We start from the raw sequence: 20,212 nt of genomic DNA, 5'->3' as shown, positions 1-20,212 counted from the left end.
CTAGAATTTTTAGGTTGTTTTTAGAATATTTTGAATTTTTAGGCTAATTTAAAAATCTTTTAGGCTTTCTTGATTTTTATAGACTCATATATAGACCTATATCTAGTATCAATTTCAAAAAATTTTAGAATTCCTAGCTAATAAATAATAATTTAATTGGTTACTCTATATATGGAGGTGAAATTAATGAAAGTAAAAGAAATTATGTCAAAAGATGTTGCTTGTTTAACCCCAGAGGATTCTATTGAGAAAGCTGCTCAACTTATGAAACAATATAATGTTGGTTCCATACCAGTATGTAGTAATAAAATGATAAATGGTATAGTTACTGATCGTGATATTGCTTTAAGATCTGTAGCCTCAGGTCAGGATTCAGCCCAAACAAAAGTGAGAAATATCATGACTTCAAATCCTACTGTAGGGAACCCAGAAATGGATGTTCATGATGCTGCTGAAATAATGAGTAGAGAACAGATACGTAGACTTCCAATTGTAGAAAATAATAGTCTTGTAGGTATTGTTTCACTGGGAGATATTTCCCTTGAACCTATTCTTTCTGACAATGCCCAAGATGCTCTTAAGAGTATATCTGAACCAACAGGTAACCAAATGTAATTTAAAGTTGGGGTCGCACCCTTTTTTTGGAGGGGGGTCAGACCCCCTTCCAAAAACTGTTAGGGGGTCAGACCCCGTTACATTTTTTTACTCCATTACATTTTATTACATCCTATCTAATACCATTATCAATAAATACCTTGTATGATTTTCTTGCATTTATTTCTCCAAAGTAAGAAAGTATTCTTTCTGTATTTATTATTTTTTCCTTTGATAATCCCAAATACGTACTATAGCTACTCCATTTATAATCTTGGGCATTTGTTACCATATTTGCTCTTAAGGGATTTAAGTGTATATATCTACTAACCTCTAATATATACTTATCTTCTTGTATTAATTCTGATCTGTATCTTCCTTGAAATAGGTGTCCTATCAAATCATACTTTCTATTAAAGTAAATAGAATACAGCATGTTTATCTTTTTCATGATATTTCCTATGTCATCATCTTTAGTACCAATTGCTAAATGTACGTGGTTCGTCATCAAGCAATAACTATAAATATCAAAATCTAATTCTTCTTTAACCTTTTTTACAATTTTTAAATATACTTGATAATCCTCACTGTCTAAAAATATATCTTTTTTACGATTTCCTCTACACATAACATGATATATTGCTCCAGTATACCAAATACGAAGTTTCCTAGCCATATACAATCTCCTTCTATGGAATTTTATTCCTTTAGATTATATCCTTGGATATTTATTTTAAACATTTAAAACAAATATCTTTAAATAAAAAAAAGAAGAATATTAAAAAATATCCTTCTTCAAATTGGAAAAAAAATCCTCGGGGTCTGACCCCCTGGATTTTTTTTCCTCGGGGTCTGACCCCCTTACAAATTTTGTTAGGGGGTCAGACCCCCTTACATAAATTTGCTATTAGCTCTACTACTCTTTCAGTGGATTTACCATCTTGATATTTAAAGTATTTATTTTTAAACTCTTCTATTTTATCAGAATAAGAAATTTCACTTAAAATAGCCTGTACTATTTCTTCTTCAGTTTTACAGATAGGGCCTGGCATAGTTTCTTCGTAGTCCATATATATTCCCCGTTCTTTTTTGTATTGTTCCAAATCTGGCACAAAGAATATCATTGGCTTTTTCATTATTGAAAAATCAAAAATCACTGATGAATAATCTGAAATCAAGTAATCTGCAATGGAAAATAATCTTTTTATACTTTCACTGTTTCCATCAATAATACTTTCATCATTGGCAATTACTCTGTCTCCCAAGGAAGGATGAAGCTTGTATATTATTACATACTCATCTCCCAATTGTTCCTTTAAGTATTGCAAATTTATATCTTGATATTTTATATCATATATTGGGTCTCCTCTAAATGTAGGTGCATAGACTATAACTTTTTTCCCTTTTATACTTGGGAATTTCTTGAGCATATGTCTTTTGTACTTTTTCATCTTTTCTTTAGAAAAAAGATTGTCCGTTAAAGGAATTCCTATAGGGAGAACACTATTTTCACTAACCCCAAAGGCAGTTGAGTAATGCTTTTTCCACTCTTCTGAAGTAGCTAAAACATAGTCATAATTTTTTATTGGATATTCTCTTTCTATATCATTCCCAAACTTTTTAATAGCACCACAAGCATGCCAAACTTGTATTACCTTTACTTCCTTTTTCTTGAAATTAGATACAACAAAATTATTATAATCTAAAAGCACTACCTTTGATGTATTTACATGATACACTTGCTTCATACAATTAAATAAAAATGCCACATTTCCTTTTAGGGAATTTTCATAATTAGTGAGTACATACACTAATTCATAGGAGTCCTCTTTCTCTAATTTCTTTGAAATAAGTTTAAAATCCCTTTTCAATTTATCACTACAATAACATATGAAGGTAATTTTATTACTTTTCACTTTTAGGGGATATGTTATTAAATTCACCACAGCCAATATACAATACACTATTATATTTTTCATTTTAATCTTTCCCTTATGATTAATTTCTCAACCACCTTCTGAGAAGCATGTCCATCTTCAAACTCATGGTATTGACCAATAAATTTCTTCAGAATATCCTTATAAGTTTCAAATATGTTTTTATCTTTTATAGCTTCTATTAACTCATTTTCATTTTCAAATATTGGTCCTGGCAAATCTTTGTTTACATCTAAATAAAAACCTCTTAATTCCTCTTTATACTCTTTTTTATCATACATATAGAAAAGTATAGGTCTATTTAAAATAGAGTAATCAAAAAATGTGCTTGAATAATCCGTAATTAAAATATCACTTACTACATATAATTCGTTAATATCATAATTTTCCGGGAAAATATATAGGAAATCCTCTAAACCCTTAGAATCAAACTTATTGGCAATTAAGTAGTGTGGTTTGAAAATTACTACCCAATCATTTCCTAAATTCTCATGCCACATATTAAAGTTTACCTTTAGCTCAAAATAATAACCTTTATCATTAAACTTATTATCTCTCCAAGTTGGACAATATAATATTACCTTCTTATCTTTAGGTATGTTTAGTCTATTTTTTATTTCTTCTATTTTCTCCCCAGTTATATTAACTAAAAAATCATTTCTTGGATATCCAGTTTCAATTACTCTTTCTCTTTCAATATTAAAACAGCTCATAAATTTTTCAGTAGAATGTCTATTAGGAGAAAGTAAATAATTATATCTAGCTACATCTATATCATAGGACTTTAACATCTCATCTCTAGTTTGCTTAGATCTAAAAAATGTTGTTTCCTCTGCAACAGAAATATCGTGGGCCAATCTCTTTAAAGGAGTCCCATGCCAGCATTGAATATATACTTGATTTTTCTTCTTAATGCAGTACTCAGGCAATTTAGAGTTTATTACCCAAAACTTAGATTTTGCAAGATAATAAAAATACTTAAGGCCTCTATACTTAATTACCTTAGCACCTTGAATTTCTATATTGGGGTTTTTTAATGCCCAAACATATTTAAAGTCATTTAATTCCTCTTTTCCTTGCATATATTCATATATATACTTGGGATTGCACAAATAGCCTCTACCCAAGTGGGCCACAAATAGAATTGTCTTTTCATCAACCTTTATATGTTTATAAAGACTTTTATATACACATGTCACAAAAAAGAATACTACCTTCTTTAATGTTTTAACTATATTCATATCACTTCGTCTCCTAACCCTTTAGCATAATTATACAATGCTATATTTATTTTACAACTATTATTGTAAATTTTATGAAAACTCTTAAAGAGAGTTGTCGATAACAACCCTCATCTTTAAAATATTCCCATATGAGACAATTCTTCATAGATATTTTCATACACCTTTTTATCATCAATTGTATCAAAAATAGTATATCTACCTTTTCTTGTTTCAGGTGCATAATCCATAACCCTTAAAAATTCTTCTCGTGTCAATTTAGGAAGACTAATTTCTAATCTTTTATATATATCTATTATGTTTGAATAATCTTCCTTATATAGCATTAAGGAAATTATTGTACCCAAAGCTACCTGAATTCCATGGGGTGCCCTACCACCTAATATGTAATCAATGGAATGACTAATCATATGCTCTGATCCACTACAAGGTCTACTAGTGCCTGCTATTTCCATAGCTACTCCACTCATTATTAATGCATAACTTAAAGTCTCTAAAAACTTATAATCATCCAATGACATTTCTTCTCTAGTTATTATAGACGCAATTGAACTTTTAGATAGCATTACAGCAAAATCATTGATGCGTTCACCATTATATTTCTCTGCCAATTTCCAATCCTTCAATGCCACTATATTAGATATTAAATCTCCCACCCCTGATTGCTTTAATATAAGAGGTGAACTTTTAATTATATCTAAATCAATTAAAATTGCAGTTGCGGGTTCACAACCACAACTATTTGTAATTCCGGTTTTATCTTTTAGAACAGCTATAGGTGATGCTATCCCATCATGAGCTAAAGCAGTTGGCATACTAATAAATTTAACTCTACTCATAAAAGAAACGTACTTACATATATCTAATACTCTACCTCCACCAAATCCTATTATTAAATCTGCCTTAAAGTTAAATACTTTTTCATTTAACTTACTAACTTCCTTTATACTATTATCAGTGACACAGAAAATATAATTATCTTCTCCTAATTGGTTAATTATAAAATCTATTTTATCCTTATAAACATTAATTAGATTCTCATCAACAACAAATACATACTTAGAATACTTAATATTTTCTTCTTCTAAAATACTTTTTATATCACTAATAACGTTTCGTTCAACTTTAAGTAGATTTGGTAATTGAAACTTATTTTCCAACGTAATCGCCTCTTTATTCTTATTTTATGTTAAATTGTACTATACTATCTAGTACTCTCTTATAATCTTCTTCAGTATCTATTTCAGTACATTTAAATTCATTTACTTCTTTTGCATTAACTTTAATATTACCAAGTATATTATTTATTGCATCTTCGTAATAAATATTAACCTCTCCATTATTAACAAGTCTTTTTATCTCTTCAAATGTAGCTTGTGCTTCATTCTTTTCAAATTTTAAAATTCCTATGTATTCGCCAAAGCCTTCCTTAGGTGCTATTTTCTTACTAACTTCTACTATTCTATTACCATTTACTTTTACTTTCATTTCTTCTTCATCTAAAACTATATTTGTGTTTACAATCATAAAACTATCATTAGTTTTATCAATATCCTTTAATATTAATGGATTGTATATGATATCACAATTAAATAATATAAATCCGTCTTTTAATTCTTCTTCACAAAGATGAACTGAGTAAATATTATTACTTGTATTGTACTCTGCATTATATCTTAAGGTAATATTTAATTCAGAAAAGTTTTCGCTAACATATTCACTTATTTTTTCTGATTTATAGCCTGTTATTATTAAGATTTCTTCAACACTTTCCATTTCTTTAATATCATTTAATATTCTTCCTAATAAAGTTGTATTCTCAACTGGCAATAAAGCCTTTGGAATTTCCTTAGTTATATCTCCTAATCTACTTCCCATGCCTGCTGCTAAAATTACTGCTTTCATTTATTTCTCCTCCACTAAATCCATTTTATATTTATATTTTATTTAAATACTGTCTCATAAACACGCTTAGCTGCGTATCCATCATCTAGGTGACAGAATTTATTATAGAACGCTTCTTCTTTTTCTCTATATTCTTCTTTTACTTTTGATATATCTTCTAAAGACTCAATAACTGCTTCAGTAGTCTTTACCACTGGACCTGGTGCCACTTCTGGTAAACTAAAGTAAGCTCCCCTTAAATCATTTGTATACTTATCTAAATCATAGGCAAAGAAAACCATTGGTCTTCTTAAGTTTGCATAATCAAACATAGTTGATGAATAATCTGTAATCATTACATCTGATACTAAATAAAGCTCTTGTATATCACAGCCTTGAGACAGATCATACACAAACCCAGCATAATCAGAAACATTAATTGTATTCGCAATTAAGTAATGCATTCTTAAAATTAAGATATACTCATCACCTAGAGCTTTCATCATCTTATCCAGCTCTAATTCCATAGTCATTTTATAATGACCTTTTCTATAAAAATTATCCTCACGCCATGTTGGTGCATACATTACTACTTTTTTATCCTTAGGTAAATTGAATTTATCCTTTAATTCATTAATGTATTTTTCATTGTTTCCTTTGTATAAAATATCATTTGCCGGATATCCATAAGGAAGCATTACCTTATCAAAGGAAAAGGCTCTTTTAAATATCTCTGCAGAATAATTATTTTGAGCAATAAGATAATCCCATCTTCTAGAGTTTCTATAGAATTTTTCTTTATAATCATTAACATCTTTAACCCCTGGCATACTTGCATTAAACATATCATTACCTAAGGTCTTGTATGGTGTACCATGCCAAGTTTGTAAGTAAGAAACCTCTGGTCTTTTAATTATTTCATCAGCTTGTCTTGCATTAAACACCCAATAACCAGCTGTAGCCATGTAATAATAATATTTCAAAGTCTTCCTCTTAACCTTTTTAGCTCTACCTATTACCTCATCCTCAGTATTATTTAAAATCCATATTAATTCATACTTTTTATCTAACCCTTGCTCTACAAAGTAATTATAGACATACTTAGGATTTCCTGATACATTTCTTCCTAGAAAACTTTCAAATAGTACCCTTTTCTTTTTAACTGGGCACTTTAAGAATATATCATTATATAATTTTAAGCATAGATTTTTATATTTTTTACTAGATTGTACTATATCATACTTACTAAAGAAAATAGAATATCTATTAATCTCAGATACGACATTTTTAAACTCCTGAGTATCAATTTGTGTATATAAAGTTACTCCCTTTAATAGCATCTCATCTACGAAATCCTTCACATTATCACACTTATAATGACAAACATAAGTTTTTTTACCCTTTTTAACAACCTTGTTACATGTCAACTCTCTACTTGCAGTGGCAACATTAGTTTTAATCAATCTTGAATTCAATAATTTATCAACATTCTCTTTAGTTCTATATTTTATTTTTAACTTATTCTTTCCAACATATATTGATAAAATCTGATCTATATTTATTTCGCTTTCTACTGATAAAGCTAATTTTTTTTCAACTTCAGTAAGGTAAGCTTTTATTAAAATATTATCTCTTCCGCCTCTTATCATCTCAGAAAGTATAATATCATCTTCACTATTTTTATAGGATATATCTTCACTTACTAAAACTTCATTATTTTCTAGCATCTCTATCTTTAAATTCCATTCCCCAGAAAATGCTCTTTTTATATCCCCTATTTCTTCGCTGCTAATTACATAACTAAAACTTCCTTGTACTACCTCTAAGGAATTTGCAATAATTATACTGTTATCTGCAGCACTGAGCTTAATAACAGTTTCCACCCCTGGAACCTGAAAAACATCTATAGTAGCATTAAGATTTCCATTAATTATTATATTTCCATCTTCATAACTCATCCTTTTAATAATAGGTGCTATAGCAAGTTTCCCATTTATATCAAAGACTAAACTCTTAGTTTTATCTTCAGATTTAATAATTAAATTCTTCATGCCCTGTTCATCTTCATACTTAATCTTTTGAAATCTTACTTCCTCTTTAAACTTAACATCAAGAACTCTATCTTCAATTATTAGCAATGTATTTACATTACCTTCAACATTCCTTGGTACCTCATCAATATGAATTTTAAACCATAATGTTTCTCCTTGTACTTCACTTGGGTTTACTTCAAGATTTTCTTGATTTCTATCGTAAATCATTAACTTAGCTTTCATATCCTCAGTGCCACAACTTTTATTATGATTAGCTTCTAGTTCTTCATAACCCTTAAGTTGTCCTTTAATATGTAGGAAATTCTCTCTAATATAGCTTGTGTCAATTTGAAAATAGCTACTACTTTCATCCTTATACTTTTCTATTATTAGCTCTACTTCATTTTCTCCATTTACAAATATATCAATCACATACATTTGTTTACCTATTTTCAAATTAAAACCTTTACATATATAGTTTTCACCCACGGTCTTCATTTGATTTAACCTTAGGGAAGTTGTTTCCTCATAATCATTACACAGTATAAACTGAGACTTTTCGCCAAAGAAACACCAATTATTTTTTATTATCTCTTGTAAATCAATTGCATTTTCAAAGCAATTAACCTTTAATAGAACCTTAGGGCTAAATAAAACTAGCTTAGATAGTTCCTTATCAGATTTTATATAAATTTTATCATTTTCAATATATACATTTTTTATATACTTGTTTTTCATTATGCCATATCCCTTCTATCCTTTAACCTTCAATAGACATTTTACTTTCTTCAAACATGAAAACAATGCTATTTTGCTCTTATTATCAGTATCTTTATCCCTATCCACTGCAATTCTTTTTTCAAAGGCTTCATTTTTTAACTTTTTCTTTTCCTTTGGTGTTTTCTTCTTATATTCATCTACAAAGGCTTCATATTTATCTGCAACACTTTCTAGATCACCATATTCCATTAGGTAACCACCTTCAATCCATAAACCCTTATTACAAAAGCTCTTAATTTGTGATATGGAATGGCTAATAAAAAATATTGTTTTACCTTCTGTTTTAAATTCTTCAATCTTTTTAATACACTTTGCTGAAAAACTGCTATCTCCTACAGATAAGGCTTCATCAATTATAACTATATCAGGGTTTAGATTTATAGATATAGAAAATCCTAACCTTGATTTCATACCACTAGAATAAGTCTTAAGTGGTTGGTATAAAAAATCCCCTAACTCTGCAAACTCTATAACACCTTCAGTTATCTCATCTATTCTCTTTTTAGACAAACCTAATAGAGCACCCTTCATTTTAATATTCTCAAGGCCTGTTAACTCACTATTTAACCCTGTGTTTATTGCTATTAAAGATTGCTCCCCTACTATTTTAACATTTCCTTCATCCACTTCAGATATTCCAGCTAAAATTGAAGAAAGAGTAGATTTTCCTGAACCATTGGTTCCCAATACACCTACTACATCCCCTTTTTCAACCTTAAAGCTAATATCTTTTAATGCATAAAAATTTCTATGATTTGATTTACCCTTACTTTTCTTCAATTTAAATATCTTAGACACATTTTTAAATTCTACTGAATACTGATTATCCATTGGTTTCACTCCATTTTACATCATGTCAACAAATCTATGTCTAAATTTGTACATTAATGTACTCCCTGCTATAAACATAGTCGTTATAATTACCCAAAACACTATCATCTCATTAACATTAGATAATATTCCCTCATGATAGAAGAAACTATCTCTATACCCCTGAACGATATAATATATTGGATTACACTTCATAATTTTTTGTATATTCTTAGGCATCTTATCCATTGTCCATAATATAGGGGTTATATACATTAACATTCTCATAGTTGCATTAACTATTTTTTTCACATCTCTTGTAAACATATTAAGCACTGATGTTATCATTGCTAAAGATACTGAAAAAGCCATACCACATATTAAATAGTATAAAACCTGAAAATTGTATAGGCTAGGTACCATACCCCTAATAAGAAAAATAACATATATTATTACCAGCATACATAAATGAATAATGGCTTCTTCCACCACTACTGTTGTAGGCAAAATACTCACTGGAAATTTCATTTTTCTTATTACCTTTATCTTTGAAGAAATAGACGTTACTCCCTTCCTTATTGAGGGACTAATAAAAAACCATACTGCCATTCCTGCTAATAGCCAGTCCAAAAACTCAATTCCATCTACTGGTTTACCACTTCTTATACCTATTCCAAAGACAAACCAATAGGTTGAAATTTGAATTAGTGGATTTAATACATTCCAAAGTATTCCTAACTTAGAGTCTCTGTTTTCTGCTAATATTTCATATTTAGCAATTAAAAAAATCCTATATATATTGCTTATATTTTCACTTACTACATACCTTATGCTCTTTATCATATTTACCTCTTTATAATATCTTCTCTTAAAAATTACTATGATTATAAAAATTTTTTCTTATCTTTCTCTTCAAATCTTATATCATTTTATCACATCAACTAACATCTAACAAGATTTATTACTTTTATCCGATGACTATCAGCTCTAATACTCCCATTTTCTTTAAAGTGGGAGAAAGAGCTGCTACGTCCCTGGATAACGATTTCCCCTAAAGGACAACGGCTTCTAAGTATCAAATAAATTGATACTTAGAAGTCTGTTAGTAAGCTTCATAGAAGCTAAGAACTCTGTTTACACAAATCCTATGTATAAAAACTCTAATAATAATCTAACTTTTATCTTGTGTTTAGTTTTCCTTATTTAACTTATACTGTTTTTATTTATTCCATTGACAATAAAATAAGGACTAGCAAATCAACACTAGTCCCATTTTAATGTATATTATTTTCCTATTGCAACTTGTCCTAGACCTAGCTCCTGTTTTATTTTAGTTGTTGATATTTCAGGAGTTCTGCCTAAATATATAACTTTGCAGTATTCTTTAAGGAAATCGAACTTCCCTTCCCAGTCATCTCCAATGACAAAAGTATCTACATGAAATTCTTTTATGTCATTAATTTTTTGTTCCCAATTATTTTCTGGAATAACTAAATCCACATATCTAATTGCTTCTAATAATTTTTTTCTCTCCTCATATGAAAAATAACACTTCTTACCTTTAACTTCATTAAACTCATTTGTTGATAAAGCTACTATTAAATAGTCTCCTTGCTCCTTAGCTCTCTTTAATATGTTTATATGACCATAGTGTAATAAATCAAATGTGCCATAGGTAATTACTTTTTTCATTATTAAATTCCTCCAAAAAATAAATTACTTTATTTTTATATTTTGTTTTCTTACTTATTATAATACTATACATGGTAATGAGCAACTTTTTGGAATAAAATGTAACGGGGTCAGACCCCACCCCATTTTATGGGAGGGGGTCTGACCCCGTGGTATTAAATGGAAGTTAATCTGACCCAGTGGTGTTATAACTTGCTACCTTTTAACAATTTTATTAATCTGATTTAGCATCTTAAACAATCTAGAATACTCCTTGTATATGCAAAAATATGGTACTTGTACTGCACCAAATCGCCTATAGGAATTTTCCACATTTTCTATCATACTGCCTTCAAAGTCAAACTTTTTAGTATAATTAGCTACATATTTTATGGCCTCTGATATAGTTAAGCTTGCTGCCCCCACATTCCTATACTTTGGATCTATTGTATTTATCAGATAATAAGCACTGATTTCATCCCAAATTATAAATAAAGCACAATGGATATTACCTACATTATCTACCGCATAGAATACTCGTCCATTATTTCTTTCATAGCAAGCATTATAAATTTTATTAAACACCTCAAAGGAGTAAAGTATATTTTGCCCTTGCTTTTTTAATGTCATCTTGTGATTGGCATAAAAATCCTCTGCAGATAAATCATATCTTATCTCAACTATCTTTTCGGCCTTTCTAATATTTTTTCTTTTAGAGCTATCAAAATTTAATAATACTTTATCTATATTAGATATATCCTCTAATACATAGGTATATCTTGTAGTCTGGCTATACCCTTTCCAGTAAAAAGGTAACCAATTAGTTATACTATAATCAAAATGCTGTTTATATCCTTGAAATTGTAGCGCATCTAACTTCTCTATGATGCTAGTCATTGTCTCTTTTTCATATGATAACTTTTTAGTATAATTTTGTCCTACTGGATACTTAATCCATAGACCAGTTTTTTGAGTTAAAATAGGTTGAGTTATATATTTAATCCCAAATTTATTCTTATAATAAAAGGGAAGTGCCGCAATAATGTTCTCACCTTTTTTTTCAATTATTACATCCCATTCCCCGTCTTCCTTTACTACGTCTAACCACCAATGTCTTAAAAATATAGGAATTGTTTTTTCCCTACTGCACAACTCTATATAAGCTTCTTTATTATTCATATCTTCACCTATTATTAATTTTCTTATATATTTTTTTTGCAAACTCATACACACAGTCATGTTTATAAATCTTCTTTATATTAAAATATTGCCTTTGAACCCCTCCATATTTTCGGAAAAACCTTTCTATACTTTGCATCATACTTCCTTCAAAATCAAATTTCTTCACATATTCTGATGAATGCTCTATTGCCTTCCACAATAATAAGGATGTAGCTTGACTATTTAGAAATTCTGTATTTACACCTTCCATTATATAATATGCGCTATGGCAATCCCAAACAATGTATATTGCAGAATGAATGTTTTCATATTCATCTATTGCGTAAAATATTTCTCTACATTTTCTTTCCTTGCAAGCTTCATCAATTCGTTTTACTATTTCAAAGGAATAGGGTATATTCGCACCTTTTCTTTCAAATGTTATTTTATTAAGATTATAAAATTCTTCAATACTTAAATTTCTTTTAACTTGTACTACTTTTTCTGCCTTTCGGATATTGCACCTTAAGCTTTTATCAAAATTATCATAAACCTTCTTTAAATCTGCTAAATCTTCAATTACATAGGTATACCTAGTAGTTTGTATATACTCTCGCCAATAAAATTCATACCAATTCTGAAAATTATAATCGAAATTTTGGTTATAGGAATATACATCTTCCCTCTCTAATTGATTTAAAAGTTCTTTTGTAACCTTATTTTCGTAGGAGATTTTTGTAACTTGCTTTTGATACTGCGGATACTTAATCCATATACCATTTTTCTGAGTCAACGGCGGTAGAGTTATTACTTTTTTATTTGCTCTATTGGTTAAATAATATACCAATACCCCCATTATCTCACTATCTAGCTCATACAACTTTACATTCCATTCTCCATCCATAGAAACAGCATCCATCCACCAATCCATTAGAAAGATAGGTATTGTTTTTTCTGTTTTACATAATTCCCTATACCTTTCTTTATTCATTTTCCACGCTGCTCCTCCCTAACTCTAAGGTAATGAATAATAATAGCTTGATTATCATTTATTATAAATATACCATTAGACCTTGAGTTATAAACACATAATTCTCTTCCGTGAAAAACCACTTGAAAATTCATTGTATTTCCTCCATGTACTTTTCTACAAAAATCATGCAATAATATTATTAGTTTTATTTACTCCTACTTCTTTTCAATACTTTTAATAAATACTCGTCTGCAAATATTGAATTATCATTTATAGCTCCCATGATACCCTTTTTAATAAATGTATGTCTCTTCATTAAGTTATTAAATCCAAACTCCTTCTTATCATAGGAAATTATAAACTTAATAAATCTTAATATCCCACCTAAAAAGCTTTCTTTAATTTTTTCTTTAATTACTACCCCAACACCACAGGATTTTTCACTTTTCACATTATTCTGGTTAAGATGTAAGCCTTGTTCTAATTCAAGTCCATTAGCATACTCTATATATAAATTTCTATTTATCCTATATCTATAACCTATCTCACACCAATAATCTATAAGTTCAAAATCCCATAGTGGTATTCTCCATTGAAAATTAAACAACTCATACATTCTTACGGAGTTAATAATAAATTTACACTGACGCTCTCTCCAATCAAATTTTTCAAAATGGGAGATATTATTTTTAATCGAATTAGTTCCTATTACTTTATAATTTTTATTAACTCTAGCTTTTATTGATTTATAATTTCTTATTTTAAATAAATTGTAGTGTGATTTAATTATTTCATTATTAATGGTATTATGATTTTTCATATTCTTAGTTAAGCATTGCTTAATATGACTTCCTGCAATAAAATCTCCAGAATGACCAGGTACAATGACGCTATCATCTGGTATCAAACTATTTTCCTTCATCTCTTTGATAGCAATGTAATCTTGCAAATGAATTACAGAAACATAATTTGACGCAAAATTCTCACATTTATCTATATCTTCATACATTGCTTTTAATTTACTTTCCGTATACTCTATAAATATCCACTTAAAACCAAAGTGTTCTGCTACTTTTTTAGATATTAATGATTCCTTGTTGCCTAGCTTTCCGTAGGAAAAACAAATGATATTTTTATAATTAAGCAAATATAACATCTGAACTATCAGCCTTGAATCATACCCACCACTTAAAGGAATAACTATGGTTCTACCTTCCACACTTCTTATGAGCCTTTTAAAGACTCCCATATACTTTTCATGAATTGTTTTTATTAACTCAACTTTATGGATATCTAGATACTCCTTATGTGCAAATTCATAGTAGGTATTTTTTAAAACTTCATAGTTATATTTATTGATAGTTATAAATTCTCCAGCTTGTACGGCCTTTAAATTCTTTATTAAAGTATCTCCCCCCGTCACAAAACTTGAATATTTGAATTCTTCCACAGCCTCACTATCTAGTTCTATTTTTTCTCCTACTATTTCCTTTGTAAAATTTGATATCCTAATTCCTTCATGGTCAATATAATAAAACAGAGGAAAGCTTCTAGTTCTATCACAGCATAAATAAATGTTCTCACCACTTTCAATAACTATAGAAAAAAAACCATTTAATTCAGTTAATATCTTGTTTAAATCCTTATATTTATCTAAATTAACCTTTATATAGTAAGCCAACTCCTCATCATTTAGATATTCTTCTTCGATAAAAGCATATCCAATAACACTAATATTATCTTTTATATACCATTTAAAACTATGGTCAACTAGCTTAATCAATTTATTCACTCCTTATTTTTTTAAGTATGGCTTTCATATCCTTAAAATCCTTGGAGGTGATAAATAGCATATCTCCATACTTTACATATTCTTTCTTATTTAAAATAACTAGATATATTACTCCATACAATGTATAAGAAATCGTAGATGCTATAGCTGCCCCATTAATGCCTAACAGTGGTATTAACATAAAGTTTCCAATAATATTAATAATTAAAGTGGCTAAAGATATATACATGTGTACTTCCGGTTTATTATTCATAGTAAAATAAGTGTATGCAACCTTACCTATGGAAGCAAATATGATTCCTACAAATAAAATAACTATAGTTATCTTTATAGTTGCATATTCTGCTCCATATACCATTGGTACAAGTGCAGTACATAAGCATCCAACTAAGCTTAGAATTATAGATAAATTAAAGGTTACCTTTACTGTTTTCATTATTACATCTTTAAAATCCGTCTTCATGTTGGATACCTTACCTATTAAAGCCGAATTAATGCATGTGGGTATTAAAAATAAGAGTTCAGCCAAATACACAGCTACAGAATACAATCCTAACTGATAGTCATCTAGCATTGTCTTTATTAATAATTGATCCACCTTATAATTTAAATAAATAAACAAATAAGCAAGTATCATCTTTATTGCATATTTAATTTCAACTCTTAAAAATTGAAAATTCATTTTAAGGGAAAACTCATAGGAATTTTTTATAGATAAAAATATGGTTGCTCCTTCTATTATAGTAATGAAGTTCATGGTAATTAAATAGGACTGAATATTAAACCTTCCCCAAATATATAATATAGCAAGCACTAAAATCTTCATTAGTTTAAATGCTAATAAAGATTTATTTAATTTATATACCTCTTCTCTAGCAATATAAAGCTCAGACCCCATAACCTTTAAATAAGCAAATATAATACTTGTAGCTCCAACAATACAAACAAATATACTATAGTTTGAAAGAACCACTCCTAAAATTCTTAAAAACAATAATAATGCACCTATAAATACACTATTAGCTATGAGAAATATTAGATTAGTCCCTATTACCTCACTACTGTTATAGCTACTTTTTTTTAAGAAATAAATGGTTGAATTATTTATTCCTAAATCTGCAAATTCACAAATTGTAGTAATAATCAGCATAAAATAAGCTGATTGTCCCTGTAGCTCTGGACCTAACGCCCTAGCTACAATAACACTTGTGCAAAATGCTATAATTACATTTATAATCTGAAATATAACATTACTTATCAAATTTCTTTTAAAGCTCATACTATTAATCTCCTAGTGATTTAAATAGTCTATTATAACTTTTCCTGTATCATTTAAAGCTTTTTCCCCACCTAGATATTCCATGATTCTTTCATATTGTGGTATCCATTGGTCATATAGGGAATTATATCTATCTAAAGATGTGTTATGCCATAATAAACTGAAAACACCACCATATTTCCTCACCACTTTAACCAAACTAATAATTTTTTCATAACTTTCCTCCGGGGTAAGAAAGCTATATTCTTTCTCTATCAAAGTAGCATCCATAACAATCAAAGGAATCTCCCATATATCAATAACTCTATCCTTTAGCACATCATATGGCTTAAACGGAAAACAAGTTCCACATCTAAACCCTGCTTCATCAGCAAATGTTAGAGTTGTATCATATAGGATTCCTAATTTTTCTTGGATTCTCCAAGTATATGGAGCTTTAAATCTTAAACAATGCTGCCTAGCTCCATAATTCTTATTCTCAAGTATATTGTCCAAAACTTCTTTCTCTTTCCTCATAAGACTTAAATCATTAAAAGTATTAAAGCTACCATGGTATCCAACTTCAAAGCCTCCTCGGTCCAAATCATTTATTAAATTTAAAACTTTTTCATCATATATATTATAAAAATTGTCAAGTTTGCTAGTTCCACCTACCATAAAATAAAAGGATGACTTTAGACCGTATTTTATTTCCATATCCCTGATATAATCGAAGGTAAAGAAGGGATCCTTTTTGTAATCTTTTTTGCTTTGAATATAGTTCTTTGTTACCTTTATGGTTTGCTTTATAGACTTGTTTCTTAATATAGCTACACCAATGCTTTTTATAATATTTCTCGCAGCTCTATACCTTAATAAAAAATCTACATCATGGGATATACATACAGCAAAGTCCTTATCACCCCACCAAAGCTTTCTTTGAAAGCCTAAATTCATTTCCTCAATCCATGACCATAACAGCTCTATATGCTCGTTTACTATGGGTCTATCTAATACATTTTCTTTAGTCATTAAGGATGCTGAAGATGGAAACCTATTAAATTTTTCATTAGTATATGGCTCCTTATTCACTATTTCCTCGTACCTAGTTAGTAAAAAGAAAATATCAGAGATGATGTCTATATTAGTTTTAATACTATTATTCTTTCTTTCTATAAATAATTCATTATCTCCCATTAAATTTACTATATTATCAAGCCTTCTTACAACATAATCTATGTTGTTCAAATATCTATCATTAAATAACTTTTTACTTTCTTTTATATAAATTCTATTACTTACAGTTTCATGCTGATTAGTGAAATCACCTTTTACATAGATTATAATTATACCTTTTAAATCCTGCTCAAATTCTCTATCTGATGATTCTAGAATATTGTTCACATTTTTGAAATCTTGGATATATTCCACATATTTATACTTAAGGCCTAAAACCATAAATATATAATCAAATACATATTTAATTTTTTTTTCATGAATTTTATCTTCTATAAATATATTTATCACTTTAATTCACCTATCATTTCATTTTACTTATCTTGAAATTTATCTATAAATTAAATTCATATATTTTTTAACCTACTGTATGATTTAAATATATATCAGTACCATAACCTACATCACTTTTGGTATATCCTTTAGCCTACTGTATGATTTGAGCTCCTTACAATTAATGGTTTTAATCATACCTATTGGCAACCATATATATGCATATATATATGACCTTCCGAGAATTATACTCATTAAGGTAAAAATGAATATACTAATCTTAAGCACATCGTAGGAATCTTTTAATTTTGTTTTTTTATACAGTATAAAAAATTGCCAGCTTTTTTTTAGTAAACATGCAATAAACAAGAAAAAGAATATAGGTCCATATTCTACTAAATAAGAAAACATATTATGTATGTAGCCACCTGTAATTCCCATAATCTCAACTTCATACATAAACTTTCCTAATACAATATTTTCTCTTAATACACTCCTCCCTAATATTACCAGTTCCTGTCTTGATACATAAGATTCATCGTTCTTTATATCAGTAAGCCCACCAAATATTCTATTGTTGTACAACTTATCAATGCTTATTTCTATTTTTCCTAACTTGTGTGTGAAAATCATGATAACTAGGAGGAAGCAAGTAATTAATCCTATTGAATATAACATTCTTTTCTTTTTTATTCCCCTATTTAATATGGCTACCCTATTTAATCCGTCTACCTTATTAATTAACCCTATTCCTATATTAATGAAAACAACTGCTATAAAAATAGCAAAGGATAACCTTGATGATATCAAATATAAAGTTAGTACACCTAATATAGTTATAAGAAATTTAAAATATCTGTTTTTATTTGCGTACAATATTAAGAAGGCATATATGGCAAATGTATCACCTATAAATAAATAATCAATTTTTATTTTTCCATAATATATTTGAAATTCACCATAGGGATTTAACGTAACCCCATAGATAATAAGTCCAACAAAAGTAAGAAATAAAATATTCATTATCAACTTTATTTTAGGATTTATTATAATCTCCTTAAGCTTGTGAAAATTGCTTCCAATTAAATACATTAACCATGATGAAATAAAGGTATTAAGAATAACACTTATATAAACACTAAGTCCTTTATCTCCATACCTTATAGCCCAAGGCATTGCTACTAATTGTAGTAAAACACAAGTTATAAAAGTAAATAGCTCTATCCTTACCCTAACCCTAAGTTTATTGAAATTATATATAAACCCAGTAATGCAATATATTAAAATAGATATTATAACTATAATATGCCTCTTTATAAAACTAACTCCTATTAATGATTCGGCATATTGTACTATAGGCATTAATCCGAAATTTACTAATATTATTATAACTAATATAGCTTGTTGAACTTTTTCACATTTCTTAACTTCTATATCAATCACCACTCAATCAAAACTTCATTATATAACTGTATCAACTTACTGGCTTCGTTGCTCCATAAAAATTTACTTCTAATTTTCCCTAGATTTCTTACTTTGTTTTCCAATATTCTTTTATCTTCAATTATACTTTTTATTACATAATATAATTCATCCTCAGATTTATCACTTATAGGAAATCCTATATCCATATCCCTTACATAGTCACCAAATATGGTTGATGAATTTGAAATTATTGGTTTGCAACATATAATTGCCTCTGCACCCTTTACTGGAAATGAATATACAGTATTAGGCAGTTCACTATTGTATACTGCAAAAACAATATCTGTATTTTCATAGTATTTTCTTATTTCTTCATAGCTATATCTACCTGTAATAACTGTATTTTTATAATTACTTTCTATACCCTTTAATTCATCATAGGCTGAACCATATCCGTTAATATTAATTAACACATTAGGAAATTTTTCTCCTACATCCATTAAACTCTTTAAAGATTTAAAATCTCTTACATTGCCAATAAATGATATTCTTAATTTATGGCTTGGAACATTTCTTAGACCGTCAAAGGCTTCTGCTTCAGGATAATTCATGATGACTTCAGTTTTAGTATTACATTTGATTTTCTCTTTATATCTACTTTCCTGTTCTGGAACAACAAAAACAATACCATCTGATTTATTAAAACAAATTTTTGCAATTACTTCATATATAAATGCTCTTATTTTTGAATGATTAAATCCGTCATAGAATTCATGCATATCCCATATGAATTTCCTCTGTCTTTTAAATAAACCTCCAATTATTGCACATTCAAAATCATGGGTATGGATAACATCATATTTCTTATCTTTAATATATTTTCTTGCTTCTAGCAAAAACTTAATGTAGGCCTTTATCTGCTTTATACCAGTGCTGTATCTTGCATATGGATACACTCTTTTTATCTTTATTCCTTCTAAGACCTCTATTTCCTTATCCAAATAATCATTTTCTCTATCCCAACATAAGATTTCCACATCATATCCATTATTCCTTAAAGCCTTTGCTTCTTTATATACTCTAGGGTCTGGGTCAAAACCATTAGATACTATCATTAAAACTTTCTTGCTCATAATACTACCCC

The 20,212-nt window shown here is 28.6% G+C and carries 18 protein-coding genes; 1 reads left to right on the top strand and 17 read right to left on the bottom strand.

Features of this window, described 5'->3' with window-relative positions; genetic code table 11:
- Positions 1-186 precede the first annotated feature (186 nt).
- The gene (locus IO99_RS00885; RefSeq protein WP_035129150.1) at positions 187-615 is read left to right on the top strand and encodes a CBS domain-containing protein; all 429 of its coding nucleotides are present in this window, start codon (positions 187-189) and stop codon (positions 613-615) included.
- Positions 616-727: 112 nt separating this feature from the next.
- On the opposite strand, the gene IO99_RS00880 is transcribed toward IO99_RS00885, so the two are convergent.
- From IO99_RS00880 to IO99_RS00805, 17 genes are all read right to left on the bottom strand, one after another.
- Positions 728-1,270 (bottom strand): transposase, encoded by a 543-nt coding sequence (locus IO99_RS00880; protein ID WP_035129148.1) that lies wholly within the window; start codon positions 1,268-1,270, stop codon positions 728-730.
- Positions 1,271-1,475: 205 nt separating this feature from the next.
- The gene (locus IO99_RS00875) at positions 1,476-2,573 is read right to left on the bottom strand and encodes a CDP-glycerol glycerophosphotransferase family protein (RefSeq protein WP_084178017.1); all 1,098 of its coding nucleotides are present in this window, start codon (positions 2,571-2,573) and stop codon (positions 1,476-1,478) included.
- Positions 2,570-3,772, bottom strand: a complete 1,203-nt coding sequence (locus tag IO99_RS00870; RefSeq protein ID WP_035129145.1) for a CDP-glycerol glycerophosphotransferase family protein — start codon at positions 3,770-3,772, stop codon at positions 2,570-2,572. Before IO99_RS00870 ends, IO99_RS00875 begins: the two co-directional genes overlap by 4 nt.
- Positions 3,773-3,888: 116 nt before the next feature.
- Positions 3,889-4,932, bottom strand: coding sequence for an iron-containing alcohol dehydrogenase family protein (locus IO99_RS00865; protein ID WP_051823807.1), 1,044 nt, complete (start codon positions 4,930-4,932; stop codon positions 3,889-3,891).
- A 19-nt stretch (positions 4,933-4,951) separates the two neighbouring features.
- On the bottom strand, positions 4,952-5,677 hold the full coding sequence (locus tag IO99_RS00860; protein WP_051823806.1) for a phosphocholine cytidylyltransferase family protein: 726 nt from the start codon (positions 5,675-5,677) through the stop codon (positions 4,952-4,954).
- A gap of 38 nt (positions 5,678-5,715) precedes the next feature.
- Positions 5,716-8,427: a CDP-glycerol glycerophosphotransferase family protein gene (locus IO99_RS18200; protein ID WP_051823805.1), complete on the bottom strand. Its 2,712-nt coding sequence runs from the start codon at positions 8,425-8,427 to the stop codon at positions 5,716-5,718.
- Positions 8,428-8,442: 15 nt separating this feature from the next.
- Positions 8,443-9,300, bottom strand: coding sequence for an ABC transporter ATP-binding protein (locus tag IO99_RS00850; RefSeq protein ID WP_035129143.1), 858 nt, complete (start codon positions 9,298-9,300; stop codon positions 8,443-8,445).
- Positions 9,301-9,315: 15 nt separating this feature from the next.
- Positions 9,316-10,122 carry an ABC transporter permease gene (locus IO99_RS00845; protein ID WP_035129140.1) on the bottom strand — a complete coding sequence of 269 codons (807 nt, stop codon included), beginning with the start codon at positions 10,120-10,122 and terminating at the stop codon, positions 9,316-9,318.
- Positions 10,123-10,563: 441 nt separating this feature from the next.
- Complete coding sequence (gene tagD, locus IO99_RS00840; RefSeq protein WP_035129137.1) at positions 10,564-10,971, bottom strand: glycerol-3-phosphate cytidylyltransferase; 408 nt, start codon at positions 10,969-10,971, stop codon at positions 10,564-10,566.
- 195 nt (positions 10,972-11,166) lie between these two features.
- Positions 11,167-12,129 carry a GNAT family N-acetyltransferase gene (locus IO99_RS00835; protein WP_035129503.1) on the bottom strand — a complete coding sequence of 321 codons (963 nt, stop codon included), beginning with the start codon at positions 12,127-12,129 and terminating at the stop codon, positions 11,167-11,169.
- A gap of 4 nt (positions 12,130-12,133) precedes the next feature.
- A complete protein-coding gene (locus IO99_RS00830) occupies positions 12,134-13,102 on the bottom strand; it encodes a GNAT family N-acetyltransferase (protein WP_051823803.1) in 969 nt (322 codons plus the stop codon).
- A complete protein-coding gene (locus tag IO99_RS18910) occupies positions 13,099-13,236 on the bottom strand; it encodes a hypothetical protein (protein WP_156964258.1) in 138 nt (45 codons plus the stop codon). Before IO99_RS18910 ends, IO99_RS00830 begins: the two co-directional genes overlap by 4 nt.
- A gap of 53 nt (positions 13,237-13,289) precedes the next feature.
- Positions 13,290-14,867, bottom strand: a complete 1,578-nt coding sequence (locus IO99_RS00825) for an asparagine synthase C-terminal domain-containing protein (protein WP_035129134.1) — start codon at positions 14,865-14,867, stop codon at positions 13,290-13,292.
- 1 nt (position 14,868) lies between these two features.
- On the bottom strand, positions 14,869-16,155 hold the full coding sequence (locus tag IO99_RS00820; protein ID WP_051823801.1) for an oligosaccharide flippase family protein: 1,287 nt from the start codon (positions 16,153-16,155) through the stop codon (positions 14,869-14,871).
- Positions 16,156-16,167: 12 nt separating this feature from the next.
- Positions 16,168-17,661 (bottom strand): polysaccharide deacetylase family protein, encoded by a 1,494-nt coding sequence (locus tag IO99_RS00815; protein WP_035129131.1) that lies wholly within the window; start codon positions 17,659-17,661, stop codon positions 16,168-16,170.
- 108 nt (positions 17,662-17,769) lie between these two features.
- On the bottom strand, positions 17,770-19,089 hold the full coding sequence (locus tag IO99_RS00810) for a hypothetical protein (RefSeq protein WP_035129128.1): 1,320 nt from the start codon (positions 19,087-19,089) through the stop codon (positions 17,770-17,772).
- The gene (locus IO99_RS00805; protein ID WP_035129125.1) at positions 19,083-20,201 is read right to left on the bottom strand and encodes a glycosyltransferase family 4 protein; all 1,119 of its coding nucleotides are present in this window, start codon (positions 20,199-20,201) and stop codon (positions 19,083-19,085) included. Before IO99_RS00805 ends, IO99_RS00810 begins: the two co-directional genes overlap by 7 nt.
- Positions 20,202-20,212: the final 11 nt, after the last annotated feature.

It is taken from the genome of Clostridium sulfidigenes, from assembly GCF_000732635.1.
In the GTDB taxonomy this organism is placed as follows: Bacteria; Bacillota; Clostridia; order Clostridiales; family Clostridiaceae; genus Clostridium_J; species Clostridium_J sulfidigenes.
Note: the sequence above shows the minus strand (reverse complement) of the source record. Positions and strands in the feature narration are given on the sequence as shown.